Origin of the sequence: Rhodococcus sp. 27YEA15, from assembly GCF_049739425.1 — a bacterium.
In the GTDB taxonomy this organism is placed as follows: domain Bacteria; phylum Actinomycetota; class Actinomycetes; order Mycobacteriales; family Mycobacteriaceae; genus Rhodococcus_F.
The window spans coordinates 2,966,190-2,990,197 of record NZ_JBMHHW010000001.1 but is presented as its reverse complement, the minus strand read 5'-3'; the positions used below and the strand labels follow the sequence as shown (position 1 = coordinate 2,990,197).

Genomic DNA, 24,008 nt, shown 5'->3' with positions numbered 1-24,008 from the left:
ACTCACCCCCAGGGCATTTCGTGGTAGCGCGGCATGATCGCCCGGAGCTTTCCGGGCACAGCCGCGGTAACTTCCGCCGGCAGTATCGTCGGCGGGGTATTCGGTGGGATCTCGTACAGGAAACTCAGACCTCGCAAGCCCTTGAGCTGGTTCGTGCCGTCCGCCGACGAGAGTTTTTCGAGCCCGCCGCGCGTGCGGGCCTTCCAGACGTTCGTCTGCGCCTGTATCGGCACCATCCGGCCTGAAAGCCCGTCCGGCAGTTTCGCCGAGGTGATCGGTGTGCCGCCCCATTCCATCCACAGCGGCACATCGGTCGGGTTGTGGATCTCGAACCTGTGCTCGGACCTCCCGGCCGGGAAATCCGATGTCAGCTCGTCGGTACCCGATGTCAGGTACGGCCAGCAAGCGACCACGACCATCTCGAGATCGACTTTCGTGGACTGCATCGAGAAATGTTCCGTCGCGATCGTGATGTCACGATCGAGCCGAACCTTGATGCTGCGTGTCCCACACTCGAGCGATCGGGTGAAGAGCTGTGTGTCTGCGTACATCGACCACGACCGATTCCAGGCCGCGAGTAGCTGCTCGAGATCGCGCCGGGTGCGCCCTTCGAGGCGTACCCGGAAATCGAGCAGACGTTCCTCGATTTTGACCATCCGCGGGGTGGACCCGATCTCGTACGCACGCGACGTACGAGTCGGGGTCCGCGGGGCCGCTTGAAACAGCGCGGCCAACCCGCCGGTGATCCACGCATCTTTCGCGGTGCGCCCCGGGCCACCGAGAGCCCAGGACGCACCATCGACACCGCGAATCGAGATCGAATCCCGCAGGTCGATCATCGCATCCTCGATCCGTACGTCCGCGAGGACTGGCGTTCGTGAATACCCAACTCGCTCATGGTTCCTCGATCCGCCTTTCCGTTGATGATGTACGTCGCACCGGTACTGACCGGCGCGTATTCGAGTGCGCTGCGCGCCGCATCCGGCATGACCTCACCGGGCGCTGTGGTCGCCATCTGCATCGAGGAGAGCATCGGAACCAGGTTCTCGAATGCCTCCGTCTGCCGAGGGCTCAGGACACGCTCAGGGTGAATGACGTCCTTGAGCATGAAGCCCTTACCGAACGCCATACCGCCCTGGTCGTAGTACCCGTTCTTCTCCCAGAACGTCCGTGCCCGTACAGGATCGCCGTATCGGTCGCGAATGTACTTCGCACCGGCCGCACCCTGCACAGCCGGATCCTCGGACTCGTCGGGAAGATACTGATCCTTCGTCGACCCGAGGAACTGGAACAAGCTGAACGCACCCGATTTCGGGTTACGCGCCAACGGATTCCAGCCCGATTCTTTCTGGATGATCCAGTCGACAGCGGCCCACTGCTCACCGGTATCCCAGCCGTAGGGCTTGAATGCGGCTTTGACCGTGTCGACCACCGACATCGGGGACTCGTCACTCGACGATGCCTCGATGGCCGGCGTGGAGAGCTCCACGGACGTCGAATCCGAGACCGTGGACTCCGTGACTGCCGAATCCGATGCACTGGAATCCGATTCGCTCGTCGACTCGTTGAACGATGCCTCGTTCCGCTCGCCAGGCTCGTCGGCGCGGCGACCGTGCTCGTCGACCAGTTGCAGGCCCTCGAATTGCTTGCCGATACCGAACATTGCGAGCAGATCGTTACCCATCTCCGCCAGGAACGACGTCCCGATCTGCAAGCCCGCTCCAGCCCAGTCGACCGGCGCGATGACCTCGCCCTCCTTGGCGACCTTGTCTGTGCCGCCCAGTCCGATACGTCCGAGGATGTCCCGGATGAGTTCGATCTGATCCCAGTTCAGCACCGCCTCAGGCTTGCCGGTCTCGTTGCGGACGATCGACCGCCCTGTCGGTATCCACCCGCCCTGGTCACGGAACAGGCCGCCGATGCCTTTGGCCTTGTCCCATACAGAGCCGAGCAGATCACCGAGCCCTGTGACGGTGCCCGCCAAGAATCCGGACACCTTGTCGCGGCCGGTGTCCAGATATCCGGGAGGGATACCCAGCCATGCCGGAGGTGGGCTACCGACGTCGCCCGCAATGCGCTCCTTGACAGGGTTGAGGAAGAAATCGAGGACATCGGCGATTTTCCGCTGCACGAACGATTTCTTCTGTTCAGGGGAGGGGCCACCGCCCCCGCCTCCGGATTCGAATGCACCATCTGCGCCGATCGCCAGATGGAACAACCCTGGATGCCTGCCCGCGAACTGCGGCGAATCCGCGCCTGCAGCCGGGCCGCCGTACGCGACGTAATTGTGCGCGCCTCCCGATTCGACGTTCGTGGTCGAGTACCCGCCGACACCGGTCAACGTGCCGGCAGTGTGACCACCGCCAGGCCCGCCCGGATTGTCGTGGACACCGACCGAGAAACCCTGACCGAGACCCGGAACCCACGGCTGACCGCCAGGGAACGATCCGGTAGCCCACTTCCACGACCCGTTACCGCCGTTGATAATGGCGTCGGCAATCGCAGACATGTAGCCCGAGCAGTCCTCGAATCCCCATGTGTACGGATTGCCGTTGCGCATCTTCGCCGCACGGTGACCGTTCTCGAGCTGGGTTTCCCACATCGGGCGGATCTCGCCGCCGTCCCGATACTTCGGTAGGAGCCAGTCGAACATTCCCTGCGGGTCGACATTGCCGAGGCCGTGTTGTGCGACCTGAGCACCGTAGGCGTTGACGTTGTCGCGGCCCATCTCGCGGATGAGGTTGCCGCCGTCCCAGGAGAAAGGGATGCCGCGCATGATCATGTCGCGAAGCGCGTAGACGGCATTGTGGCCGCCGACCTTCTGGACCTCCTTGGTGGTCATCATGTGCTCGCCGTTCGAGCCCCACATCAGCACGTCATCCGACGTTCCGGTGCCAGGTCCAACGATCGGGCCACCAGTGGCGCGCTCCGGGATTCCCGCGAGAGGCTTCGCCTCCGACAGGCCAGGAATGAAATCCCGAACCTTGTTCCACGCCTTAGCAATACCCTCATTCCAGACGGTATTGATCATGAAATTGATCGGCTTGGCCAGGTAACCTTTGAGCCTGTCCCAGACGTCTCGGATGCCCTTGACGATCGTGTCGAAGAACTCGCCGACCTTGCCGAGTCCTTCTTTCATCTTGTCCCACGCCGGGCTGATCACGTTCTCCCACACGGACTTGATCCCGTTCCCGAGACCATCCCACGCGGGTTTGATGACGCCCTCCCACACGGACTTGAAGAAATCGCCGACCGCGCCGAGCGCCTTCTTCAGGCCGTCCCATGCCGGTTGAATGACCTTCTCCCACACCCAGGAGATGCCCTTACCGAGGCCCTCCCACGCTGGTTTGATGACCGAGTTCCAGACCCACGAGAAGAACTCGCCGACCTTGCCCAGGGCGAATTTCAGGCCATCCCACACGGGCCGGATCACGTTCTCCCACACCCACGAGATGCCCTTACCGAGGCCCTCCCAGGCCGGTTTGATCAGGGACTCCCACACCCAGGAAAAGAACTCGCCGACCTTCGCCAGCGCCTCTTTCATTTTTTCCCAGACAGGCTGAGCGACGTTCTCCCACAGCCACGTCAGTACGTCGCCGATCAGGCCGATGACGAAATTGACGTAGTCCCACCACAGCAGGAATGCCGTGATGACGATCGCGATAGCGATCTTGATGCCGGTGAAAACCGGTGAGATCACGTTGTCGTATAGCCACGAGAAAATGTCACCGATCGCAGAGAATACCGTCGAGGCGATCTCGCCGATCTTCTCGAAGATCGGGCGCAGGAAGTCCCATGCCTTCGACATCGCGTCCTTGATGCCGCCCCAGACCTTGTCCCAGATCTTCTTGCCGAGTTCGGTTTTCGTGAAGAACCACACCAACGCGCCGACCAAGAGCGTGACTACACCGATGATCGCCATGATCGGATTTGCCTTCAGTGCAGCGCCGAACAACCGTGCCGCTGCCGCGGCTACTCGGAATCCAATCGTTGCAACCTTCGTTGCCACGGACAGCCCTCGCACTGCGATTGTCTTGATCCGCACGGCCGCAGTGCCGAGCTTGACAGCGAGCGTCCATGCTCCAATGGCGGCCGACTTGGCAATGAGTGCAGCCCTGGCCCCGACAATCGCGAGTCGGTACCCGGTGTATACGCCCACGAGCACGGTGACGACGCCTTGGTTTTCCTTCATCAGATCCGCGAGTAGTTGCACTGCGGGGACGATCATGTCCTTGATGATTGGTAGCAGCGCTTCGAGGGTGTCGAGGAAAATCGACCACACACTGATGCCGATTGACGCTGATGCCTCAGCGAGAGATCCGATGATCTGACCGACAGGTGGCCCGAGTTCGACGAAGGTGTCTTTCACCGTGCCGAGGATTCGGCCGATCTGACCGCCCCACTCGATGACCGTCTCACGGGCGCGTTCCATCTTGCCGAGTAGCGGCATATCGAAGTCGAACGCCCGCGCCATCTCTTCACCGATATTTCCGGTGGCGATGAACTCCTTCAGCCCGGCGACGCCGTCGCGTACTCGCAGAATCTTGTCGACGAGCGCGGAATCCTCGTCCACGCCGAGGGCGCGACCGATGTCTGCATCGAAGTCGCCAGTGCGGAACAGCTTCAGCGTTGCGCCGAGCTCGACCGCCCTCTGGTTCGTCTCGACGAGGAATTTCCCGATGAGCGAGTTGTCGAGATCCTTTCCCGGGAAAGCTTTCTCCCACGCATCACCGAATGTGCCGGTCATCAGCAGCTCTTGAATGCCCTTGACCTTGTCGGTCAGCCCGTCGATGAAGGCCGTATATTTTCCGATCAACTTCGGGGCCATCTTGAACGGCGCATCCAAGATTGCAGCACCGAGACGGCCCATTGCAGCGCCGGCGTTCGCGGTAGCGGCAGAGAACGTGTCTCCGGCGCGGGCCGCACCGCCCATGCCCTTTTCGATCGCGTTCTGGAAAGTCTCGAAATCGACACCGCCAGAGGAGATCAGCGCCTGAACCTCGGAGGTGGTCTTACCCATCTCCTTGCCGAGGAGCTGCAGAACCGGGATGCCGGCGATGGCGAGCTGGTTGACCTCCATCGAGGTCAACTTTCCGCGAGAGGCAACTTTGTTGAAAATTGCGCCCATCGAGCCGAGATCGGTACCGGCGATCGTCGCAGCATCACCGACCAGCGACAGCGTGCGTTCGAGTTTCTTGCCCGGCTCGATACCGGCGGCCACCGTGGACGCTGCGACAGTAGCGGCGTCGCCGAGGCCGAATGACGTCCCCTTCACCGAGGCCATCGCGTCGTTCATGATGGCCTCGATGTTCTGGGTCGTGTGCCCGAGACCCATCAGCTTCGCCTTGGCGTCATCGATCGCGACCAGACGATCCATGCCCTTTTTCATCGACACGCCCAGCACGCCGGCAACGGCGCCACCGACCGCGACAGCCCCGATCTTCATCGCGTTACCGATGCCGCCGACCAGTTTCTTGCCGATCCCGTCGCCTTCGCTTTCCGAGCGAGCCGCTAGCCGTTGTAGGAAGCTGCGCGAGTCCGCCTCCGCGCGGCTGCCGTCGAATGTGGCCTCGATACGCTGCACACGGCGCTCGCCAGCGCCACGCTTGGACTCGGCGTCCGCCAGGGACTTCGCCGCAGCCTCGCTGTTGCGTTTGGCCTTTGCGACGTTCTCCTCGGCGGTGGCGATGCGCCCGAGGTCGGTCACGCCGTCGAGGCGCAACTGCTTGAGCTTCGCCTCAGCGGTCGTCTGCGCACCGGTCGCGTCGGCGGACTTCTTCTTAGCTGCCTCTTCGGTTTTGGTGAGCTTTTCGAGATCGGATTTCGCTTTGTCGAGGCGCTTCTGATCGAGTGCGACGTCGACGTTCTGCGTCACCTTGTTGTTTTTCAGCGCGGATGACATGCGCTGGAAATATCCGGTCATCGATGGCAGGACGTTGATGAATGTCTGCCCACCCTGTAGGTCGGACATCGTTCACCCCCTTTAAGATTCGGAGAATCGGCGCGTGTACCGCGAGCCGAGGAGCTGCGACGCGATGTCGTCGTGCTCGACCAGTGCTTGTTCTTCTTCGACGCGCTCGCGAGCGGTCAGCGGGCGCGGTAGTGGCCGGGGCGGCGCACCGCCCTTGCCTTGGAACTTCGGTGATGCAGCCCAGATTCCATGCTGAATCGCGCGCAGTGTTTCGACCGCTTCGGTCAGCTTCTCGATTTCCGGCGTCCAGCCGACCAGTGACGGCCGGGTCGACGGCTTGGGTAGTTTTCCTTCGACTTCGAGCTTGAGGACTTCACGGGCGCGGTCATCGTCGTCGGCGATGGCCGCGTGATACCAGCCGCCGATCGGCAGCGCGGGCAGTAGGCGTAGCAGCTTGTCCCAGGGAGTGCGCAGGTGATCGCGCACCCAGTCGTAGAGATCTTCGGGCTTGCCGAACAGATCTTTTTCGATCGCGGCGCCGTACCGGTCGAGTTCGTTGACCAGGTACGCCCAGCCGCACATCGGGGCGACGAGGATGCCGAAATGCTCGCGAATATCGTCGACCAGTTCGGCAAGGTCGCCGATCGGCCGGCGGCCGTAGGCTTCGTCGATCGAGTCCCACACGTCTTCGTCGGCGACGAGAAGATCGAGCTGATCGTGAATGGACGCCGTGGTGTCGAGTTCGGCGACATCGTCGGAGTTCGGCACATCGATGGCCAGCTCGGTCCCGTCGTCCAGAATGACGAAAAACGGGCCGACAGCCTCGCCGAGAAGTGTCTCGAAAAACGATGCCGCCGACCCGTTATCGTCAGGTGTCATGACTACCGACGACCACCACCACCGCGGCGGCGGCTACGGCTACGCTTCTCGGCGCGATTCAGCGCCGCGTCGGCGTCGAAGAGTCCGAAGTGTCGAGACATCGCGCGGATGACGTCGATGAGCGTGTCGGGATCCTGCGGGCCGAGATAGTCCTCGACGTCGTCGTACTGGTCGCCGAGGAACAGTTTGAGGACTCGGCGGGAGGTCTTCGCTTCCTCGATGTCAAGAACGGCATCGGCGTCGGGCGCTTCGACCTGAAAGACGGGAGATTCGCCAATCCGGAATCGGTACGGCGCCTTCTTCGCGCGCCGTTCACCACTGAATGTGTCGACATTGTGATCGTCGAAATCGGTCAGTGTTGCGATGTTGTCGATGTCGTTACTCACTACTGGCCTCCGTTGCGTCGGGTGGTCTTGGGCTTGTTCTCACTGGCCTCGGCGTCGGACGGGCTGGTCTCGGCGGCGGGCGCCTGTGCGGTCACGGGTGCCGTACTGGGAGATGTGGGCGCGTCCTGAGCGGCGGGAGCTACGGTGTAGCCCTGGGTGAGCAGCTGTCGGTGCTCGATGTGATCGCCTGGCGTGTACGTTCGGCCATCCGGCGCGACGAGCGTGACCGGAGTCCAGTCGTCGGGATTGAAAGTCTTCATCGTTCCCATGTGGGATTACTCCTCTTCGATAGCGGTCAGTGGGGCGGTCTGGAAACACCAGGCAGGCGGTCGACCGCCAAATCCCCGCCTGCCCGGTGCGATTGAGTGGCGGCTATCCGCCGCCGCCGGACGTGGTGCCCTTCTTGAATCCGGCATCCTCGAGGACGCGGGCCCAGCCCGGACCGCCGAAGAAGTGACGGACCGAGACGCCGTACTTCGGGTCGACCATCGCGTTGACCTTGGTCGGCCACGTCAGCGCGCCACCAGCATCGGAGAGCGTCTGCTCGCCCATCTCGGCGACCTCGCCGCAGTAGAGCAGTCGAGACAGGTAGATCCGGTCGACTCCCGAATTGAACTGCGAAACCAGCAGGTAGCGCAGCTGCAGGATCTCGGCGATCGCAGCCTGATCGAACGCAACCTCGCCGGTGACCGGATCCGCTCGCATCTCCGACAGGTCCATACCGAGGTTGTTCTGGATGTTGTACCGGTTTGTCTCGAGGCCGGTGAATCCGATTCCCGAAATGTCCTTGATGAAATCGGATTTCACCGGGTTGCTGTAGCCGATCGCGTTGATCTCGTCCTTCTCGACCTCGCGGGTCAGGGTGATCGAGTCATCTTTGAGCAGCAGTCCGAAATCGAATGCGCCCTGGGGCAATTCGGCGAGCTTCGAGGTTGCCCCCTCGGTGATGTGCTCGATGGGATCGACGGACATCGGCATGCCGAAGATGTGCATGCGATTGGGCTTGAGGATGAGTTCGCGTTGATGCCGCGCGACCTCGAGCTTTCCTGCATCGGTAACCATGTATGCCTCCTGGCATGAGAAAGGCCCACAACAGTCGTTGCGGGCCTTGATATGTGAACGGGGTGCGGCTAGATCCGCCAGGGCTTCTGTAGACCCAGTGCGTAATAGGCGACGACCGTGCGAGCGTTCGGATTCTCGATCGGCTCGGCCTCGGGTGGGGTGTCGACGCGGCAGAAATCGACACGGATCGGTTTCGGTTCGTCTTCGACGTCGATATCGTCGTCGGCGATCCTGTCCATGTAATTCTCTACCCTGCGGGCGAGTTTCGATGCCTTTCGCGGATCCGGGTGGTAGCAGACGATCATCACCCGCGGATAGTCACCGGTCTCGTCATTGGCGCCGCCGACCCGATTGACCTGGATTCCGATCCAATCCGAATGCTCTTGCGGTGGTTCGGTATCGACTTCACCGAGTGGTGCGAGGTAGGCCATCAGGACATCCTCGACGTCCGGAAAGAGCGTGGCATCGGCTTCGACGACCATCTACCGCCCCTTCCGTCCGCCGTTGATCGCCCGAATAGCAGCCTCCTGCGCGCGCACCGGCCGCGAGCGTCGGGTACCGAAGAGCGCGGACTGGTTGCCCTTCGACGTCGCGACGATCCGCACGCCGGGGCGGCCGTCCCAACCCTGAGCCTTCTCGACACGGACCCGGTCGGCGAGCTTGCCGGACTTGCGCCGCTTGTTGGCCTCCGCCTTGAACGCCGCGACGCCACGCTTGGCCGCCTTCTCGAGTTCACTCTGGACCTTGCGCGATGCCATGATCGCCTTCGCATCCCGCGAGGAGAATCGGAACGATCCAGGTTTCGGATCAGCCATTACCGCCGCCTTCCCACTTCTTCAGATGCCCCCAGACGTGGTCGACAATCCCGTCCTCGTCGACCCACGGCTGCAGGTCGCCGTCGACGTGTAGGCGTTCGCCGATACCGTCGACGTCAAAGACGTTCTCGGTCGACAGCGGGAATCCTGGCGGCGCGAAGATCACCCACTTCGACGTTTTCTCGATCGGGACACCATCCGTTGCGGTGACCGGCTGCACGCTACAGCCCGGATACTCTGCCGTCGTCACGTCGGTCATAACGGCGCGCTTGAGCCGCTTACGTTCAATTACGCGCACGGTCTGATTGCCGAGATCATCCACGCTCATCACCGAAATTCCATCTCGGTCGTGCGGTCTTCGAAATCTCGAGTAGTTCTCGATGAAAATCGGTGATCACCAGCGAACCGCCCGGGTCGACGAATGTACCCGAGCGGGTCACCCCGCCGACCGTGCGCGAGAACGATGTTTGGCCGACGTGCTTGCCGGTGGCGAGGGCGAACCGCACGACATCGACGACAACGTATTTCGCGTCCGGATCGTCGTCGGCGATGCCGTGGCTCTTGCGTCTGATCCAGCGGGTGACGGCTCCGATTTTCGATACCGCGTCGAGCTTCTCGGCCGCAGTGAGAGGGCGCCACCCGTTTTCGATGTCGGGTACTTCTGCGAAATCCGTCATGATGGCGCCCCCACTCTCACTTGGCGTCGAGCGCGTTCACCGCGTCGATGATCTGGTCTTTGCTCAGCTCCGCAGCGTTCTCGACGCCGCGTTCGATGGCGTACGCCTCCCAGACCGGTTTCGCTGCCGCGTTTTTCGGTCGCTCGAGCGCCTGGGCCGATGCGGGCGATTGCTCCCGATTCTGAGGTGCGACCGGCTCGGCCTTCGACTTCTCGGCTTGCGAACCCACAACCTCTGATTTGCCTTCCACCTGAGCCTGCTCGCCCAGTGGCTCGATAGCTCGCGCACGAAGGAGGCGGTCAATGTCCTCCTCAGGCGGAGTGACGACGTCGCCGCGCCTGTGGCGCACTCCTTCACGATCGCGCCACAGCGTGGCGCGCAGCCGATACTTGCCCGCCATCACTGAATGCCTGTGAGCCAGCATGCGGATTCGGGCTCGTCGACGCCGATCATGCGGGTCTGTGTGGTGTCCGAGCGCCAGGTCTCGGTCGGTCCGCCGTTCGGGCCGCCGCCCTCGGGGTAGAGGCCGGTGGACTCGAGCGAGCGCGGATCGGCGTAGAAGCCGGTCACTCCGCGCTGGCAGACCAGTCCGCGGTCCATCGGCCACAGCGGAGAGTGCAGCACGTTCAGGTTCAGGACCTTGTTCGGGAGCTTGCCTGTGTACGAGATGGACTGGTCTGCGACGTTGCCGACGTAGATCTTGTTGAAATCCTCGTTGTCCATGAAGTCGTACAGCAGTGCGGAATTGAGCACCAACGTGTCCGGCACGTAGCCCTTGGGCTTGGTCGGATCGCCGTCATGCAGGGCGCCGGCGATAGTCTTCGCCGCCTCCTTGATGTCCGAGCGAATCTTGCTTCCAACCCCTTCCCACGAGCCGCTCGCGGCGACTTCGGGTACCGACGCATTTTCGAGCGCGGACCGGAATGCCGAGTCGTTCGCGCGGATGATGGTGTTTGCGGTGCCGTTGACTTGCTTGCGCAGCTTGTCGATCTGATTGAAGTCGCGCATGTCCCGGGAGACTCGCACGGCCGCGCCGACCTTGACGCCGCGGGCCACCTCGGGCTCGCCCTCGCCCAGGTCGAACACCGGGATTTCGCCAAACTCGGCGATCGCCTCAGGTTCGCCGTCGAGGAACAGCGGCGTCGACCGCTGGAACTGCACCAGCAGTCCGCCAGGGTTGCCGGCGTTGCGGAACAGTGCCTCTCCGATGATGTTGTCGCGCACCAGATCAAGAACCCTGGTCGGAATCACCTTCGGATTCCCCATGATCTGATCGACCGTGATCTGCGTGCCGTCGTCGAGCGAGACGACCACATTACTTCCTGCCATTGCTCAGCCTCCCAATCGGACGAGGACGGTCTTGTCCGCGTCTGCGTTTACTTCGATGACACGGCCGACGATCTGAGCGATCGTGGAATCTTCACCGGCCTTCTTCACAGCACCTGCGGCGTCGGCGACCACGAGGTCACCGGCCTTGGCGGAACCGTCGGACTTGATCGGCACGACTGCGGGCGCCGATGCGATGGTCACCTTGTCTGTGCCGACGTAGAGCAGCCCCGGCACGGGATTGCCTTTCGGTGCCGCGTCGGCGAGTGCGACACCGAGTACTTTCTCCGAATCGGCCGCGGCGGGCACTGCGCTTCGCGCCTTGACTCCCGGCTCTACGACCTGGCCGCCCACGATCGCCTTTTCGGCGGTGTGCGTGATCCGGCCCTTTTCGAACTTGACCACAATTCCGGCCATGATCAGCCCTCCAATCCCTTGTAGGCGTCGCTCGCGCGGACGTTGGTGATGTCTTCGGTCGGCTCGGTCGAGTGACCGGTTTCCGCTACGGGGATCAGGCCGTCGGCCAAACTGTTGATCGCGGCGGTAGCTCCTTCACGGTCGAGCTTGAGTGCGTTCATCCAGTGATCGCGCCGTGCGGGACCGAATTTCCCTTTCGCGATCGCGTTCGTCACGAAAGTCTCGTCGGCTGCACGGAGCTGTTCAGCTCGCGCATCGCGGCCTTCCTGGGCGCTTGCAACGAGGGTGGTGTACTGCGCATGATCGACGACCGTCAGGCCGTTCCGCTGCGCGTAGTTCGTCACCTGCTCGGCAGTCGGTTCGCTGCCGGATCCGGTGCCGTCATTGTCGGCGCGCTCGTCGAGAGCTTCGTCGACTGCGGCCAAAACTGTTGCCTCGTCGGCGTCGGCGTCAATGCCGAGGCGCTCCGCGAGGGCTTCCTGCAAGGTGGCCATATGGCTCTCCTTCTTGTTTGCCTCCGCCTCGGCGGCAGAGGAGTTCTTGGGTTTCGTCGGCGCGGGGGATGCCCTGCGGCCGGCGTGATTGAAAATCGACAAGTCGAATGCGTTCTTGGTCGTGGAGTCCGCCCCGTCAACGCGATCAGCAAGCCCAGCATCGACGGCTTCCTGCGCGGAGTACCAAGTTTCGGTCTGCATCGCCACGCGCCATTCCTCGACGTCGGTACCAGACTTTTCGGCGTAGACCGACGCGATATTGCCGCTCACACGATCGAGATCGTCAGCGCACGCGCGCATATCCGCTGCATTGCCAAAGCAAATATTCGAGGCGTCGTGGATCATCATCTCCGAGTTCCGAGACATGACAACCTCGTCGCCGGCCATCGCAATGAACGACGCCGCTGAAGCAGCCAGTCCGTCGACCACTGTGGTGATCTTCGCCTTGTGCCCGCGAAGCGCGTTCAGAATCGCGATGCCGTCGAAGACGTCACCCCCGGGCGAGTTGATCCGTACGGTGATCTCGTCGGTATCGAGTGCGGCGAGATCTCGAACGAAATCGCTCGCCGTTACTCCACCCCAGTAGCTTTCGCCGATCACGTCGTAGATCAAGATCTCCGCGGGCTCGTCGGCCACGGCATTGGTAACGCGGTACCAATCTCGCTTCTTGGACGAATTGGAGCGGCCGCGGATCAATGGATTCACTCGGAATCTCCTTCGTCATCTTTCGAGGGGTCCCGATCGGGAGCCGGTAGCCGGTACTTCTGTCGCAGCGTCACTCGAAGCGCCTCGTCGGGTTCGAGTAGGTCGTTCTGCACGAGGATCGCCAGTGCTGCGGCGGTTGCGTCCTGTTGAGAGCCGATCTCGTCGAAAATGATTCGGGGAGCCGGAACGTTTTCGCCGAAATTGATATCCACGAGGTCTTCGACGATGTGTGCATTGGCGATGTCCTGAATCGACTCCGCGTATGTCTGCACGGACTGTGTGAACACATCAGCTTGAACCGATGCGAGGGCATGAGAGCCGCCGCGGTCGAGGTTGAGGAAGTGTGCCAGCGCGGCGAGTGCGATCGACTTGTCGTGAAAGTTGATCGGCGGCTGCATATCCGGAAGGTTCCCCTTCACTCCCTCCAGCGTGAGGGTTTGGCCATTTGCCAAGCCCACGCCAGAGTGATCGCCGCCTTTGTAGTTCGAAGCCAGATCTCGCATGTGCTCGACTTCCTTCTGGTCGTCGGACTTCGAGGCGGTTCCCACAGGGACACCCATGCCGTTCCGGCGCGCGGTCCCGGCTTGCACACGCATGAACTCGTCTTTGAGAATCCAATGCTTGTATGCGGGCCGAAGGATCGACTCACCAATCCAGTCCCCAGGCTCAGGATCACGCACGTATGCAACGAGTTTCGAGACCGGGATCTCTACAAACTCGCCCCTCGGCCTGTGTACAACTCGACCTGCCTGTGTGGGTGGGTGCTGTTTGATCGAGATCAAGCCACCGTCCGGGGCGACCACGATGTCGCTGATGGTTCTCGAAGGCCGCGGGGCCAGCTTGTGGAGCATGATCCGGTCGGTCTCTTCGTCGTAGCGGTAGACCTGTTCGAAGTACGAATGCCCGTACTTCAGCGAGAGCAGCGCGTTTCGGAGGTGCTGCGCCCACGAGAACCGCCCCCGCCGGCGTGGCGTGTTCCCAGGTTCCGCACCTTCTCGGGGGTAGGCCCAGATTCAGGGCGACGAAGTCGGTCACCTCATCGCTCGCGCCGTTTTGTGCCAGTCGCCACGTCGTACGCCGGACCGGTAGGCCGATCGCCTGCAGGACCGATGCGGCACGCCCGTCTTCGCGCGGCATTCGCGAGTAGACCTCGATCGACCGTGGCCATTGCAGCTCAGGGACACGCTCGCCTTGATTCCACAGCTGCATATCTGTCGCATGCTCGGATATGTGTCCGATCTCGGGTGCCGGTGCGGCGGCCTTGGATTGAGCCACGCCAACCTCCTTAGAATGCTGCGGTCAGAGCATCGAACGCATTGACCGAACTGTGTGAAATTTCGTCCTGCACTCGCTTTTCGAATGCCGGAAGCGCTGCGGGGCCGGCGGCACGGGATCCGAACGTCAACAGCGCCCACCGGGCGATCTGAACCGCCAGCATCGGGGCGACCATCGCCGTACCTTGCTTGTTCGGCACCCAGTCGCCGCCTGGCAGATCACGTTTGACCGCACCTTCGACCGAGTCGTTGAGAACCGGCTGATTCGAGTGGCTGAGCACGCCCGCCTTCGCGTCGTCAATCAGACCGTCCGACGACGTCGCAATCTGATTCGTCGTCGTCTTGACCAGCTCGACGCCGAGATCAAGCAAAGGCAGCTCGAGAGTCTTCGCCGGGGACTTGCCGTCCGTACCCACCGCGCACGGATCCCATGCGTCCATGACCTTCTCGACCAGCTCTACGATCGCCGCCGTCTTACCCGACCGGAAGTACCCGATCTCGACATGAATTCGACCGGCCGACGTGCGTTGCGCTGCGGCGATCACCCACCATTGCCGGTCCATCGTGCGGTCGATCCCGATAGCCACCGGGCCGACCAGCTCCGGCGCCGGATCATGCAGCTCGAGCCACTCGGATTCGGTGATCAGTGACCACTTCACCGACACCTCTTCGACCGGCCAATCACCTCGACCCAACGCTTCGACGTCGAAACTCTTGCGGCCCTTCGGCGTCGAAAATCCCCGCATGAGTTTGCGGATCATCGGAGCCTTCTGGATCACCCCGTACGACGGATTGCAGTACTGCCACGTCGATTCCTCATCGCGAGGCATCGACTCGGGAGCCATCCACTCGGCGAAGTACAAACCCTCTTCCTGAGCGAGGCCACGCGAGCGGACCGCTGCCAGTACAGCGCCATTCGGGTGCTGTTCCTGGTTCACCGCCGACGACGCGTAGATCGTTTGGGCGTTCTGCGACGCCATCTGAGTGAAACTCAGTGCCGCGATCTCGCCTTCGGTGAGGTTGTACGCCTCGTCGTAGATCACAAGGTCGACCTCGTCGAAACCTCGACCAGAATCGTTCGACCGGGTACAGAAAACGATCTTCGCGCCGTTGTCGAGCTCGATGTACCCCTTGCCCTGCGAGCAAGTGTTCTTCACGACACGCTTTTTCAGCGACGGCCGCGATTTGATGATCGACCACAGACGCTTGTACGCATCTTCGGCCGTCGGCCAGAGCTGCGAGGTGTAAATAATCCGCTCACCGAGGACGAATAGGCCGTACAGCGAGCGGAGGACGAGAATCAGGCTCTTGCCGTTCTGGCGGGGCACGATGATGCAGCAATCCGGGTGCGTCCACAGACCGTCCGGCGACATCGACAGGATCGCGTGCATCGCATCCCGCTGCCACGGCATCTGAGTCTTGCGAACACGGCTGGCAAGCAACACCGCGGCGTCACCGCGATCCGTCAACCCGTCGAAAACTGAAAGATGGTGTGGTTCCTGGCGACCCGTCAGTGTCGGAAAGTCGTCATACAATACCGGCGAGGTCGTCATCTTCCTTCGGCTCCGTTCCCTCACCTCTCAGACGACGGATCTCGGCGAGCAACTGCCGCAGCACCGACGCCAACTGACGCGCCTCCTGCAGTCCGGAATCGATCTTGATTTCGAGGACGTCATCAGAGCCGCGTGAGGCCACGAGGTCGAACCACACGTCCTCATCGCCAGAATTGAGCCGGTTCAGAAGATCAAGTCGGTCCTTGACTCGACATGCTTCGACGATCAGCACCGTCAACGAGTAAGGGTCATCGTCCTGATGTAGTGAGGTGTAGAGCTTCCGGCCGGCGTCGCACAGTTCCTCGACTTCGCGGGGAGTGAACTCGTCATCCATGGCTTGCCGCTACATCATCGAGATGCTCGGCCAGGACCTCGGCCGCAGAATTAGCGATCTCGGCCGCTCCCGCGTCACTCAAATGCAGTCCGGTAACCCTTGCGATAGAGCCAACCGCGACCGTCACTGCGAGTCGGGCGGCACCCAGTGCCATTGAGCGCTGCTCGTAGCTCATCGATCGAAGCGTTTCGGCATCATCCATGCTGGTCACCACCTATTGCGCGCAGCGTTTCGGGGCCCTGTAAAAAAAGCCTGACTGATGGCGGCCAGTCAGGACACCCCCACCCCCTCGATAATTTCGGGGGCGGGGGTGGCCAGGGCGTCGGCCTCGGCGGCAGTGGCTCGGGCGGCGAGGAGTTGGCGGAGTGTCACATGGCCGCTGACCCCGGAGGTGCGACGAGCGGCCGGATCGACGAGGTTGAGCGCCTCGCGGGCGAAGACTTCGGCGGGCATGGCGCGCTGCCATTGGCGTAGTCGATCGAGCGTGACCGTCGTACCGATGCCCGGATTCGCCTTGAGCCACGTCGCCTCGTCGTCGAGGTCATCGCCCAGATCCGCCCCGAAGCGAAGTGCGGATACGCCACTCGGGGGCGCGCCCCAACCCGCCCATACGACCCTGCGTGCCATGAGCTGCGCAATCGTGAACGCTTCGATATTCACGTCGTCGCAGACGGCCAGATCGAAACCTGCGACGCCGCGCGAGCTGGCACCGACCGACACGAAACGAACCTCGCCGCCGGTGGTCAGCTCGACACTGTGACGACCTGTCGAGCGCGTAGCTTTCGCGATCACTTCGGGACAGTGCTGCCGCAACGGCTCGACCAGACGGCTCCAGCCGTTGGCGGCCAGGGGCTCACCGCGTGTCAGGTACAGCACCCGTCCACCAAAGGCTGCGGTACGCCGGGCGACTTCGATCATCAGCTCGGTCTTACCGCTCGGACGCGGTGCCGAGATCGCCTGCAGTGTTCCGGCTTCGATCGCAGCCAGCGCGTCAGCCTGCCAAGTCATCAGGGTTCTCAGTGCAGTCATCGTGCATCCTCTCGATCGCGGTCACGGCCAGGCCATGACGCGGGTACCGAGGGCGGCCTCGGCGGTCACCCCGTCCTCGACGGTCATGCCGGTCACGGTGGGCCGGAGATGGTCACGGTCGCCCTTGCCGCGCGCTTTGTTGCACCGGTCATGGAGAAGGCGATCCGCCGTGGTTCCGCCATAGGCGCGGGCGTCCGAGTGGTCGGCGTTGAGCGTCTTGCCGTCGAAGTTCTGTTCGGCTGTGCGGTACATGGGTTCGCCACACCACCAGCACGGCGTGCCGTCAACGTGGTTGCGCAGCAGCCGTTCAGCGTTCTTCTGGTGCTCCCAGCCGAGTCCGCGTTCGGTGGTGGTCTTAGCCGCCATCGTCGATCATCTCGTGTTCGTCGCAGATCTTGATGTGGCCGACGACGTTGACGCCTTCATCATCGATGGTCAGTGCGGGCACGGTGATGAGTGAGGGAAGTTGGCATACCTCGCACCATCCGCCGGTGATCGGCGTGCCAGCGTGAACGTCGATGTGCGCTTCGGATTCCATTCGTTCACCGCTTCGGGTGTTTGAAGTTCTTGCGCAGCCACGAGTCCCGCGGGATCCGGATTCGTACCGACTCGGTGGCGAAGTCCAGGCCATTGGCGGTGAGCTTCGGTTTGCCGTCAGCGTCGAGGATGAACTGATCAGCCTTGAGGTAACGGCCGCTGATCTGACGGATCGAGTCTGCACGAATACGCTGGGCGCGGCGGCCGAGGATCCGCTTAGCTTCGAGCCAGGCGAACGTGTGGGGATCAATCCACGGGTCATCCCCGTTCGGCGTAGATCGCTTCTGTGCTTCACGCAGGCGGGCTACGTGGATAGCGTGAAGGTAGTTGCGCGTCTGCTTCGGTATCAGACTGCCGTTGTCGTACGTCGGTGCGTGTACGAGGATGCCCATTGCGTTGCGCTGCACCACAGCGCGTTCGATGTCGGCCGAGTGGTCGACTTCGATGTCCCAGGCGACTGGTTCCTTGCTCCATGCTGGTGCGGCAGTAGCGCCGCCCTGCGCTCGGGTACGCCGAAACCGAAGAGCGATGGCGTAACCCACAAGGATCGCGGCAATGGCGATTCCAACCTGCAGGACGGCCGCAGTGACATCGGCGTTCATCGCCGACCACCTGCGAGTGCGTAGCCCTCGGCGGTGGGTATCGTCGTCGCGATGTTGAGCTGTCGGCAGGCTGTGAGCATTCGCCTGCCTGCGAGTCTCATTCGGTCACCAGCGACCTTGAGCCGGACGTCGGGAAGTCCGCAGAGTCTGCGCATCTCGTCGTACGGAATCGGTTCGGTGGGTACGGGCATGGCGGCCTCCGTTGAGTGAGTGACTGGATTGCGGAGAGCAGAGGAGTCGAACCCCTGGCCTTTCGGCCCGTGCCGCGTTCGAAGCGGTCCCGCCACCACTGACGGTTTACTCTCCGAGACCCCGCCTGCAGGCCGGGGCTATTCAGTTGTTCGGCTGCCGGCGACCTGGAGACGTCGCATGGATTGCCGTGTTCCCCGCCGAGAGCGGGGACGTTGAGACCGCGCAGGCAGCAGCACGAACTGAGGAAAGGACGCCTCGGTGGCGTGTGCTGCTTGGATTCCGTAATCCCCGCTCTATCAGGCGGAGCGGTGACTTTGACCTGCGCGGAAGTGTGTGTGCGTTGTGTTCGCCGTGCCGCGTCGCGATGACTGTAGGGCGTTTCGTCGGCGACCATCCAGTCGCACCCCTGGACGCAAAGAGGGCGTGAGACCTACCCTTCCGGATACCTCTCACGCCCTAGCGAGCGAAGCTTAACACACTCACTGTCCGTTGCAGGTCAGGCGCTTTCGAGTGACGGATGCGCGAGGTGCGCGTCGAGTAGCTGCCCGAAGATGAAGACCGGCGAGTCCTTGCCTCGAATCTTCGTCCGCCGCACAGGAGTCACGGCGCCGACCTCGCACAGGTGGAAGATCCGCCGCCTGGTCAATGTCCGGTAGTCCTCGACGACCTCGCCGTCGACGTCGAGCACTCGACCCATCTGTCTCGCCATAGCTGCGGCTGCACTTGCGTTCACTTCGGTCTTGCGTGCGTCCTCGAGTTTCGCGCCATCCAGTCGAGCGCCTGCCTCCTCCGGTGGTGGTCGCAGTGTTGCGAACCCAGCCTCGACGACGATACGGATCGCATCGAGCGCTTCCTCACTGCCCGGAGTGAGCGCGAGGGATGCGACGTTGCGGTCGAGCCACTTTGCCAGCTCCAGAATGCTCGGCGGTGAAAAGTGGACAGGCGCACGCCGCTCGTGTTCGCGCAGCGGTCCGATGAATCCAGCCGAGTGCGTGCATCCGTCCGGCCAGTAGCGGATCCCACGGGGCTCGCACACGAACCGCACCCACGACGCCAGCTCGTGATGCAGCACCGTCGCAGCCTCGGATACTCGGGGATTGAACGGCAATGGCTGCGCCCGCTCAACTCGGCCGATCCGCGGGCCGCCTGATCCGAATTTCTCCTGCTTCGCGACTGCGACGTCGAGGCCGGCCACGAGCGTCGGGATCGCACGCAGGATCTCGATCAGTTGCCGTTGCCCGATCCTGTCGAGGTAGAAGTGATCTGCATTGCAAGACCTATAGTCCACGTCGATCCTCCATTGCATAACAGCATGATTCATTTCACTCTCGCGGTCGGTCCGTATTTCGTCCGTCGAGTGCGGCCCGGATTGTCGGCCCAGAACGGACGCTCAGGATCCGGTGGACGCTTCGGCGGATAGGCCACAACAGGCGGCAGGTTGAGGTACTCCACCGATACCGTGAAGGCATTCTCGATCCGAGTGTCGATCGTCTTGCCGCCGAACTCCTCGGCCCCATCGGGCGTGAACTGGATTTCATTGACAGTCCCGAACGGCTTCCCGTCGATGTAGACAGTTCCACGCTCCATCACTCGCCACCCGGAGTGAACAGGACGGTCGCGGGGAGTGCGACTTCGGTCAGTTCGTCTTCGCATTCGTTGCCAGCCCAGAAGATGACCGATCGTCCGCTGACGGGGCTGATTTCGCCGGGATAGCCGTGCTTGTTCTGCACCACTGACCGTTCCGGCAGTGCCTCCAACTCCGCGATGGTCTCCACCGTGCGAGGCTTGCGCAGCCCCATGCTCTCGACAATCGCTTCGACGGATTCGAGCAGATCCAGGGCCTCAGGGAAGTGAGACTCGGTGCCGCCCGAATGAGTGATGTCGACGCGAATTTCGTTGTCGTGCGACGGTTCCAGCCTAAGCCTGGTGCCGTAACGCTCTGCGAGGTGGATCATGCCAAGTCTTGCCAATGTTTCTCGCTTAGTTTCGCCCCTCGCGGGTGTGGCCTGTGATCGGATCTCACTCACAACGACTCCTCCGAAGGCTTGCGCTCGTTCACGGCCATCTCTTGCATCTTTCGCCGGCAAGCCTGACAGTCGCTGCCGCTGGTAAAGCAGACGTCGTGCGGGTCTTTCGGCTTCGTGAAGGTGGTGAACTCCAAGTAGTGCTCAGCCAGGCTGTATTTGCCGCACAGCGACTTCCCGGAACGGTAGTAGTGGAATGCCTGTTGTCTGCCGAACCTCACACTCGACCAACCCTCGGGCCACACGGTCTCACTCACTGCTGTTCCCCTTCCAAAGCTGCGCGGATGAACTGGGCTTCGACAGTGCCGTCCATGTACCGCTGTTCGAGTTCGCGCTCCACCCTCGCGATCGTGGCCTCGGCAGCCTCAGCACGGGCAGTCAGTGCCATCGTGTGCTGCTGCACCACCTCGGCCAAGACAGCCGCAAGTTCAGTGAGCGTCATGGTGTTCGGGAAGGCACCCCAGAGTCGATCACTCACGTCAGCGTCGAGGGTCGAATTAACAAGCAATGCCGCCGCGATCAGCTCGGCCACCGGATTAGGCGCGGTCACGACGACACCTCGGCAGCATCGGCAGCTGCGAGCAATGCCAGCGCGAAAGCCCTGGCCTGTTCGACGGTTCCAGGGTTCTCATCAGTCCAGTCCGGGGCGGATGCGGCGATCCCCGGCACGTCATAGCCGAGTTCGGGGTCGGCAGGCAGCATCTCTACGAACCAGTCATAGCCTTCGTGATGCCAATACTTGGACCCGTGCGGCGTAATTGTGACAACCTCAGGCAACTCCACAGTGATTTTCTTCTCGCTCATGGCTTTGTCTCCGATGCTCGTCGGGTGTCGCAGGGGTATTGGCAGCCGCATTCTCGGCAGTACGGCTCCCCACCGCACACCTCGACTGGCACATGCAGTGCCTCCACTGCTGCCACGGTCGCCCTGAGTGCCTGCACCTCAGCAACCAGAGCGGGAAAGTGGTTGACCGCCAGAACAATCAGCTCGACGCGAGGCTGACGCAACTCCTCGTCCAGGCCGTCGTTCGCCGCGATGTGCGCCACCACCTCGTTTTCATCGCAGACATACCAATGGTCGCCGCTCGAAACTCCGGTCGTCAGGTGCCCGAACTGGGCTGCTGCTGCCAGCGCGGTCGCCCGCTCAACAATGTCAGTCACGATGCCACCTCAAATGTCATTTGCTCGTCGGCAGATGAATGCGTGTCACTCCATAGGTCGATGAACCACGGCTTATTCGCGATAGCCACAATGTGCCGGACACTGCCTTCCCCGCAATGCCGCCGATGGGCATCGACATAAGTGCCGCCGTGATTGGCCTGCCACAGCATCGAGCAGCGTTCCGCGTGAACGAGTTTCGCGGCGGCGAAGATGGTTTCGGTTGCGAGGAACGTCTTCCACTTCGCTTTGGCTGATTTTTCGTGTTCGGGGTGATTGCACTTCTCGGTTCGGCAGATGAGGAAGATCCGCCAGCTGTCCGCGCTCACGCTTTCCCCTCCTTGGCCGCAACGAACGGGGCGTACTTCCGGTTGATGTACAGGACCGGGAGGATCGCCGTTTCAGGCGTGACCCAGTTGTCGCCGTCATACGTCCATTTGTCGCCAGCTCGGTCAATCAGGGTGAGGTGCTTCGGAGCCTCTGAGATGTCCTGCCACTTGGTTTCGGCGGGGGCCGCAACGAACGGGGCGAGTTCTTGCATTGCGAACTCGGATACGGTCGATGGCCGGCCACTTGCGAGGTAGATGATTCCGCCGTGATTGACGAAATAGCAGGATCTCGGGTCACCTTCGCTCCGGTACTTCACACCCTCCGGCACTGCATCCCATGTCGGCCAGTCGGTTTCGGCGGGGGCAGGGGCGACCGGAGGGGTGGCATCCACAGTCGCGTAGGCGTTGCGGTCACGTCGGTAGAAGTTGCCCTGCGTGTCGCGGACGATGAAGTCGCCACCCGAAACCCGCACAAAATCACCTTCATTGGTTGCGAGGGACACGTCGAGCACGTCATCAGGCGCGGCGCTCGAGAAGCAGTAGGAAATCGTGGGGTCGTCGAGTTCGTCGTCGAAGCTGTTGACCCAATCGCAGATCGTCTGAATGGATTTGCGGGTGCCGTCCCACTGCATCACTTCGACTTCTGCGGTCGGGGCCTTGCCGGCGCGGGCAGACTCATCGGATGGGGCGGGAACTTTTAACTCTGCGTTAAGAGTTGCCTCGGCGGGTTCGGTTGCCGGGAACAGGGCGAGGAGACGGTACGCGAGGACTCCAGACGGCTTCGCTGCCTCGATCACCAGCCGCACATCTTCCACCTGTTCGGCGGTGAGCGCCAGACCGCCGGCAGGAACCAGCATTCCCTGGTGGTGCAGCTCGGCCAGCACAGCGTTGATTGCTGACACGCTCGACTCGATTGCGTCGTCTGTCAGGTCTTCCCATCGGGTGTAAACCTGGTCCGCCAGCGCCTTGCGGTGGATCTTCGCGAGTTGGGCGGTGAGGTCGTCGGTCATTTCTCACTCCATTCGAGTTCGAGCCAGAGGGCAGGTGGTGTGCCCTTGACTGCGGGGTGGATGACGGGCATGTGTTTGGTCATCAGGTCGGGGGTGTCGTCGGCGGTGATTCCGTGGTCGACGAGTCCGTCGCAGCAGGCTTTGAGAACCGGCATGAGGTTGTCGGTGTCGCGCCTGCGGTTGTCGCGGGGTCGGTAGTGGAGCGTGACGGCCACGCATTCGAGCCCTACGGGGGCGTGGGCGGCTTTTGCGAGCCTTTGGGTACTTCGCCTAACCCCTGCCGTGATTCGAGCCTTCACGGCCCAATGCTGACGATCGTTCATCGACAGCGGAGGTTTCTCGTAGGGCAGGCGGATGGTCAGGTTTTGGATACTCACGATCGCTCCTGAGCGGATTGGGCGAGGACCGAGCGCACGAGCGCCATGCCTCGCTGGGCGGTTTCGACGATGTTCGGATCGTGATTGCAGACCGTGGTGCCGAAATATCCGCGCTCGTCGCACATGTCGCACTCGTCGACGGCTTCCTGGATCAGCTCGGCTCGGCGACGCGCTTCGGACGACTTGAGCCGTTGGGCAGTCACCGCCGCCTGTCGCTGAGATTCTTCGACAGCCCGCCTGGCGTCGGCGCAGCCACGGCATGCCGGCGGATTCGGATCGGCGAGGTGCTGATCGCAGCGCGGACCCAGGTCCAGATTGGGCGGAGGTGGTTCGATTTCTCGCGCGCTACTTACGTGAGATACCTCTACAACTTCAGTTATCTCTTTATGTAACTGTTTATGTGGTTCGGCGACATTTTGCGACTGTCGCGCGACATTTTGCGAATGACGACGCTTCTCCGCGATGCGATCCCGGTCCGCTTTTCTCTTCCTGACCAGGCGTTCTAGGGCTTCATTCCACTTGAACCAAGCTGGTACGTCATACCCCAAACCGTCCGCAGTTTCGACGATGATTCGGTTGCGAATCAGTTCATCAGTTCGCCGAGAAACGGACGACAAACCGAGCTTTTTCAGCGCACTTTTCGCGATGTATCCGGACGTTTCATTGTCTGCGATGTACCCACAGATGCGCGTCAGCAAGGTTTGCGCCTTCTCGGAAACGCCTTCGTCGTCGAGGTCGATGTAATACTTCGACGACAGTGCGAACCACTCCATTGGGCTCAATCCTCCTTCCTGTGCGTAGGCCGGGCCGCCGCCGTGACGACGGCCCGGACCTGTTGTGGGTTGGGTTACGCAGGCTCGCCGTTGACGAGAAAATCGAGGACAGCCGCGACCTCGGCGCCGTACAGATCCTTCGACT

At 62.2% G+C, this 24,008-nt stretch carries 34 protein-coding genes and 1 tRNA gene; all 35 read right to left on the bottom strand.

Annotated elements, in window-relative coordinates; translation table 11 throughout:
* Positions 1-2: 2 nt before the first annotated feature.
* The 35 genes from ABH922_RS13995 to ABH922_RS13825 all read right to left on the bottom strand — a co-directional run bounded on the left by ABH922_RS13995 (position 3) and on the right by ABH922_RS13825 (position 23,863).
* The gene (locus ABH922_RS13995; RefSeq protein WP_424807485.1) at positions 3-839 is read right to left on the bottom strand and encodes a hypothetical protein; all 837 of its coding nucleotides are present in this window, start codon (positions 837-839) and stop codon (positions 3-5) included.
* On the bottom strand, positions 836-5,971 hold the full coding sequence (locus ABH922_RS13990; RefSeq protein ID WP_424807484.1) for a tape measure protein: 5,136 nt from the start codon (positions 5,969-5,971) through the stop codon (positions 836-838). Before ABH922_RS13990 ends, ABH922_RS13995 begins: the two co-directional genes overlap by 4 nt.
* A gap of 12 nt (positions 5,972-5,983) precedes the next feature.
* Positions 5,984-6,790: a hypothetical protein gene (locus ABH922_RS13985; RefSeq protein WP_424807483.1), complete on the bottom strand. Its 807-nt coding sequence runs from the start codon at positions 6,788-6,790 to the stop codon at positions 5,984-5,986.
* Between the two features lie 2 nt (positions 6,791-6,792).
* Positions 6,793-7,176, bottom strand: a complete 384-nt coding sequence (locus tag ABH922_RS13980; RefSeq protein WP_424807482.1) for a hypothetical protein — start codon at positions 7,174-7,176, stop codon at positions 6,793-6,795.
* Positions 7,176-7,445, bottom strand: coding sequence for a hypothetical protein (locus tag ABH922_RS13975; RefSeq protein WP_424807481.1), 270 nt, complete (start codon positions 7,443-7,445; stop codon positions 7,176-7,178). Before ABH922_RS13975 ends, ABH922_RS13980 begins: the two co-directional genes overlap by 1 nt.
* A gap of 103 nt (positions 7,446-7,548) precedes the next feature.
* Positions 7,549-8,238 (bottom strand): hypothetical protein, encoded by a 690-nt coding sequence (locus ABH922_RS13970; RefSeq protein WP_424807480.1) that lies wholly within the window; start codon positions 8,236-8,238, stop codon positions 7,549-7,551.
* 68 nt (positions 8,239-8,306) lie between these two features.
* A complete protein-coding gene (locus ABH922_RS13965; RefSeq protein WP_424807479.1) occupies positions 8,307-8,720 on the bottom strand; it encodes a hypothetical protein in 414 nt (137 codons plus the stop codon).
* On the bottom strand, positions 8,721-9,053 hold the full coding sequence (locus tag ABH922_RS13960; protein WP_424807478.1) for a hypothetical protein: 333 nt from the start codon (positions 9,051-9,053) through the stop codon (positions 8,721-8,723).
* Complete coding sequence (locus ABH922_RS13955; RefSeq protein WP_424807477.1) at positions 9,046-9,381, bottom strand: hypothetical protein; 336 nt, start codon at positions 9,379-9,381, stop codon at positions 9,046-9,048. The genes ABH922_RS13960 and ABH922_RS13955 overlap by 8 nt, the downstream gene beginning before the upstream one ends.
* Entirely contained in the window at positions 9,368-9,730 is a 363-nt protein-coding gene (locus tag ABH922_RS13950) for a hypothetical protein (protein ID WP_424807476.1), read from the bottom strand. Before ABH922_RS13950 ends, ABH922_RS13955 begins: the two co-directional genes overlap by 14 nt.
* 16 nt (positions 9,731-9,746) lie before the next feature.
* Positions 9,747-10,130, bottom strand: coding sequence for a hypothetical protein (locus ABH922_RS13945; protein WP_424807475.1), 384 nt, complete (start codon positions 10,128-10,130; stop codon positions 9,747-9,749).
* Complete coding sequence (locus ABH922_RS13940) at positions 10,130-11,044, bottom strand: hypothetical protein (RefSeq protein ID WP_424807474.1); 915 nt, start codon at positions 11,042-11,044, stop codon at positions 10,130-10,132. Before ABH922_RS13940 ends, ABH922_RS13945 begins: the two co-directional genes overlap by 1 nt.
* Positions 11,045-11,062: 18 nt before the next feature.
* Positions 11,063-11,473 (bottom strand): structural cement protein Gp24, encoded by a 411-nt coding sequence (locus ABH922_RS13935; RefSeq protein ID WP_424807473.1) that lies wholly within the window; start codon positions 11,471-11,473, stop codon positions 11,063-11,065.
* Positions 11,474-11,475: 2 nt separating this feature from the next.
* Positions 11,476-12,672 carry a head maturation protease, ClpP-related gene (locus ABH922_RS13930; RefSeq protein ID WP_424807472.1) on the bottom strand — a complete coding sequence of 399 codons (1,197 nt, stop codon included), beginning with the start codon at positions 12,670-12,672 and terminating at the stop codon, positions 11,476-11,478.
* Positions 12,669-13,586: a phage portal protein family protein gene (locus ABH922_RS13925; RefSeq protein ID WP_424809674.1), complete on the bottom strand. Its 918-nt coding sequence runs from the start codon at positions 13,584-13,586 to the stop codon at positions 12,669-12,671. The genes ABH922_RS13930 and ABH922_RS13925 overlap by 4 nt, the downstream gene beginning before the upstream one ends.
* Positions 13,587-13,957: 371 nt before the next feature.
* Positions 13,958-15,499 carry a hypothetical protein gene (locus ABH922_RS13920; RefSeq protein WP_424807471.1) on the bottom strand — a complete coding sequence of 514 codons (1,542 nt, stop codon included), beginning with the start codon at positions 15,497-15,499 and terminating at the stop codon, positions 13,958-13,960.
* Entirely contained in the window at positions 15,474-15,833 is a 360-nt protein-coding gene (locus ABH922_RS13915) for a hypothetical protein (protein ID WP_424807470.1), read from the bottom strand. The genes ABH922_RS13920 and ABH922_RS13915 overlap by 26 nt, the downstream gene beginning before the upstream one ends.
* A complete protein-coding gene (locus ABH922_RS13910) occupies positions 15,826-16,035 on the bottom strand; it encodes a hypothetical protein (protein ID WP_424807469.1) in 210 nt (69 codons plus the stop codon). Before ABH922_RS13910 ends, ABH922_RS13915 begins: the two co-directional genes overlap by 8 nt.
* Positions 16,036-16,103: 68 nt before the next feature.
* Complete coding sequence (locus ABH922_RS13905) at positions 16,104-16,862, bottom strand: hypothetical protein (RefSeq protein ID WP_424807468.1); 759 nt, start codon at positions 16,860-16,862, stop codon at positions 16,104-16,106.
* Positions 16,863-16,883: 21 nt separating this feature from the next.
* Positions 16,884-17,228 carry a hypothetical protein gene (locus ABH922_RS13900; protein ID WP_424807467.1) on the bottom strand — a complete coding sequence of 115 codons (345 nt, stop codon included), beginning with the start codon at positions 17,226-17,228 and terminating at the stop codon, positions 16,884-16,886.
* Positions 17,218-17,400 (bottom strand): hypothetical protein, encoded by a 183-nt coding sequence (locus ABH922_RS13895; RefSeq protein ID WP_424807466.1) that lies wholly within the window; start codon positions 17,398-17,400, stop codon positions 17,218-17,220. The genes ABH922_RS13900 and ABH922_RS13895 overlap by 11 nt, the downstream gene beginning before the upstream one ends.
* Before the next feature lie 4 nt (positions 17,401-17,404).
* Complete coding sequence (locus ABH922_RS13890) at positions 17,405-18,001, bottom strand: hypothetical protein (RefSeq protein WP_424807465.1); 597 nt, start codon at positions 17,999-18,001, stop codon at positions 17,405-17,407.
* Positions 17,998-18,192: a hypothetical protein gene (locus ABH922_RS13885; RefSeq protein WP_424807464.1), complete on the bottom strand. Its 195-nt coding sequence runs from the start codon at positions 18,190-18,192 to the stop codon at positions 17,998-18,000. Before ABH922_RS13885 ends, ABH922_RS13890 begins: the two co-directional genes overlap by 4 nt.
* 31 nt (positions 18,193-18,223) lie before the next feature.
* A tRNA-Ser gene (locus ABH922_RS13880) sits at positions 18,224-18,307 on the bottom strand.
* Between the two features lie 382 nt (positions 18,308-18,689).
* Complete coding sequence (locus ABH922_RS13875; protein ID WP_424807463.1) at positions 18,690-19,481, bottom strand: hypothetical protein; 792 nt, start codon at positions 19,479-19,481, stop codon at positions 18,690-18,692.
* A gap of 29 nt (positions 19,482-19,510) precedes the next feature.
* Positions 19,511-19,780 (bottom strand): hypothetical protein, encoded by a 270-nt coding sequence (locus ABH922_RS13870; RefSeq protein WP_424807462.1) that lies wholly within the window; start codon positions 19,778-19,780, stop codon positions 19,511-19,513.
* Positions 19,780-20,148 carry a hypothetical protein gene (locus tag ABH922_RS13865; protein ID WP_424807461.1) on the bottom strand — a complete coding sequence of 123 codons (369 nt, stop codon included), beginning with the start codon at positions 20,146-20,148 and terminating at the stop codon, positions 19,780-19,782. The genes ABH922_RS13870 and ABH922_RS13865 overlap by 1 nt, the downstream gene beginning before the upstream one ends.
* A gap of 68 nt (positions 20,149-20,216) precedes the next feature.
* Entirely contained in the window at positions 20,217-20,474 is a 258-nt protein-coding gene (locus ABH922_RS13860) for a hypothetical protein (protein WP_424807460.1), read from the bottom strand.
* On the bottom strand, positions 20,471-20,767 hold the full coding sequence (locus ABH922_RS13855; RefSeq protein ID WP_424807459.1) for a hypothetical protein: 297 nt from the start codon (positions 20,765-20,767) through the stop codon (positions 20,471-20,473). Before ABH922_RS13855 ends, ABH922_RS13860 begins: the two co-directional genes overlap by 4 nt.
* The gene (locus ABH922_RS13850; protein ID WP_424807458.1) at positions 20,764-21,021 is read right to left on the bottom strand and encodes a hypothetical protein; all 258 of its coding nucleotides are present in this window, start codon (positions 21,019-21,021) and stop codon (positions 20,764-20,766) included. Before ABH922_RS13850 ends, ABH922_RS13855 begins: the two co-directional genes overlap by 4 nt.
* The gene (locus ABH922_RS13845) at positions 21,018-21,377 is read right to left on the bottom strand and encodes a hypothetical protein (RefSeq protein WP_424807457.1); all 360 of its coding nucleotides are present in this window, start codon (positions 21,375-21,377) and stop codon (positions 21,018-21,020) included. The genes ABH922_RS13850 and ABH922_RS13845 overlap by 4 nt, the downstream gene beginning before the upstream one ends.
* Positions 21,374-21,703 (bottom strand): hypothetical protein, encoded by a 330-nt coding sequence (locus ABH922_RS13840; RefSeq protein WP_424807456.1) that lies wholly within the window; start codon positions 21,701-21,703, stop codon positions 21,374-21,376. The genes ABH922_RS13845 and ABH922_RS13840 overlap by 4 nt, the downstream gene beginning before the upstream one ends.
* Positions 21,700-22,713, bottom strand: coding sequence for a hypothetical protein (locus tag ABH922_RS13835; RefSeq protein ID WP_424807455.1), 1,014 nt, complete (start codon positions 22,711-22,713; stop codon positions 21,700-21,702). The genes ABH922_RS13840 and ABH922_RS13835 overlap by 4 nt, the downstream gene beginning before the upstream one ends.
* On the bottom strand, positions 22,710-23,090 hold the full coding sequence (locus ABH922_RS13830; protein WP_424807454.1) for a hypothetical protein: 381 nt from the start codon (positions 23,088-23,090) through the stop codon (positions 22,710-22,712). The genes ABH922_RS13835 and ABH922_RS13830 overlap by 4 nt, the downstream gene beginning before the upstream one ends.
* Positions 23,087-23,863, bottom strand: coding sequence for a hypothetical protein (locus tag ABH922_RS13825; protein WP_424807453.1), 777 nt, complete (start codon positions 23,861-23,863; stop codon positions 23,087-23,089). The genes ABH922_RS13830 and ABH922_RS13825 overlap by 4 nt, the downstream gene beginning before the upstream one ends.
* Positions 23,864-24,008: the final 145 nt, after the last annotated feature.

What these genes read in the sequence shown, in the direction of transcription:
- ABH922_RS13995 (WP_424807485.1), bottom strand. Translation starts at nt 839, where the DNA reads ATGATCGACCTGCGGGATTCGATCTCGATTCGCGGTGTCGATGGTGCG.
- ABH922_RS13990 (WP_424807484.1), bottom strand. Translation starts at nt 5,971, where the DNA reads ATGTCCGACCTACAGGGTGGGCAGACATTCATCAACGTCCTGCCATCG.
- ABH922_RS13985 (WP_424807483.1), bottom strand. Translation starts at nt 6,790, where the DNA reads ATGACACCTGACGATAACGGGTCGGCGGCATCGTTTTTCGAGACACTT.
- ABH922_RS13975 (WP_424807481.1), bottom strand. Translation starts at nt 7,445, where the DNA reads ATGGGAACGATGAAGACTTTCAATCCCGACGACTGGACTCCGGTCACG.
- ABH922_RS13970 (WP_424807480.1), bottom strand. Translation starts at nt 8,238, where the DNA reads ATGGTTACCGATGCAGGAAAGCTCGAGGTCGCGCGGCATCAACGCGAA.
- ABH922_RS13965 (WP_424807479.1), bottom strand. Translation starts at nt 8,720, where the DNA reads ATGGTCGTCGAAGCCGATGCCACGCTCTTTCCGGACGTCGAGGATGTC.
- ABH922_RS13960 (WP_424807478.1), bottom strand. Translation starts at nt 9,053, where the DNA reads ATGGCTGATCCGAAACCTGGATCGTTCCGATTCTCCTCGCGGGATGCG.
- ABH922_RS13955 (WP_424807477.1), bottom strand. Translation starts at nt 9,381, where the DNA reads ATGAGCGTGGATGATCTCGGCAATCAGACCGTGCGCGTAATTGAACGT.
- ABH922_RS13950 (WP_424807476.1), bottom strand. Translation starts at nt 9,730, where the DNA reads ATGACGGATTTCGCAGAAGTACCCGACATCGAAAACGGGTGGCGCCCT.
- ABH922_RS13945 (WP_424807475.1), bottom strand. Translation starts at nt 10,130, where the DNA reads ATGGCGGGCAAGTATCGGCTGCGCGCCACGCTGTGGCGCGATCGTGAA.
- ABH922_RS13935 (WP_424807473.1), bottom strand. Translation starts at nt 11,473, where the DNA reads ATGGCCGGAATTGTGGTCAAGTTCGAAAAGGGCCGGATCACGCACACC.
- ABH922_RS13920 (WP_424807471.1), bottom strand. Translation starts at nt 15,499, where the DNA reads ATGACGACCTCGCCGGTATTGTATGACGACTTTCCGACACTGACGGGT.
- ABH922_RS13915 (WP_424807470.1), bottom strand. Translation starts at nt 15,833, where the DNA reads ATGGATGACGAGTTCACTCCCCGCGAAGTCGAGGAACTGTGCGACGCC.
- ABH922_RS13910 (WP_424807469.1), bottom strand. Translation starts at nt 16,035, where the DNA reads ATGGATGATGCCGAAACGCTTCGATCGATGAGCTACGAGCAGCGCTCA.
- ABH922_RS13905 (WP_424807468.1), bottom strand. Translation starts at nt 16,862, where the DNA reads ATGACTGCACTGAGAACCCTGATGACTTGGCAGGCTGACGCGCTGGCT.
- ABH922_RS13900 (WP_424807467.1), bottom strand. Translation starts at nt 17,228, where the DNA reads ATGGCGGCTAAGACCACCACCGAACGCGGACTCGGCTGGGAGCACCAG.
- ABH922_RS13895 (WP_424807466.1), bottom strand. Translation starts at nt 17,400, where the DNA reads ATGGAATCCGAAGCGCACATCGACGTTCACGCTGGCACGCCGATCACC.
- ABH922_RS13890 (WP_424807465.1), bottom strand. Translation starts at nt 18,001, where the DNA reads ATGAACGCCGATGTCACTGCGGCCGTCCTGCAGGTTGGAATCGCCATT.
- ABH922_RS13885 (WP_424807464.1), bottom strand. Translation starts at nt 18,192, where the DNA reads ATGCCCGTACCCACCGAACCGATTCCGTACGACGAGATGCGCAGACTC.
- ABH922_RS13870 (WP_424807462.1), bottom strand. Translation starts at nt 19,780, where the DNA reads ATGGAGCGTGGAACTGTCTACATCGACGGGAAGCCGTTCGGGACTGTC.
- ABH922_RS13865 (WP_424807461.1), bottom strand. Translation starts at nt 20,148, where the DNA reads ATGATCCACCTCGCAGAGCGTTACGGCACCAGGCTTAGGCTGGAACCG.
- ABH922_RS13850 (WP_424807458.1), bottom strand. Translation starts at nt 21,021, where the DNA reads ATGAGCGAGAAGAAAATCACTGTGGAGTTGCCTGAGGTTGTCACAATT.
- ABH922_RS13835 (WP_424807455.1), bottom strand. Translation starts at nt 22,713, where the DNA reads ATGACCGACGACCTCACCGCCCAACTCGCGAAGATCCACCGCAAGGCG.
- ABH922_RS13825 (WP_424807453.1), bottom strand. Translation starts at nt 23,863, where the DNA reads ATGGAGTGGTTCGCACTGTCGTCGAAGTATTACATCGACCTCGACGAC.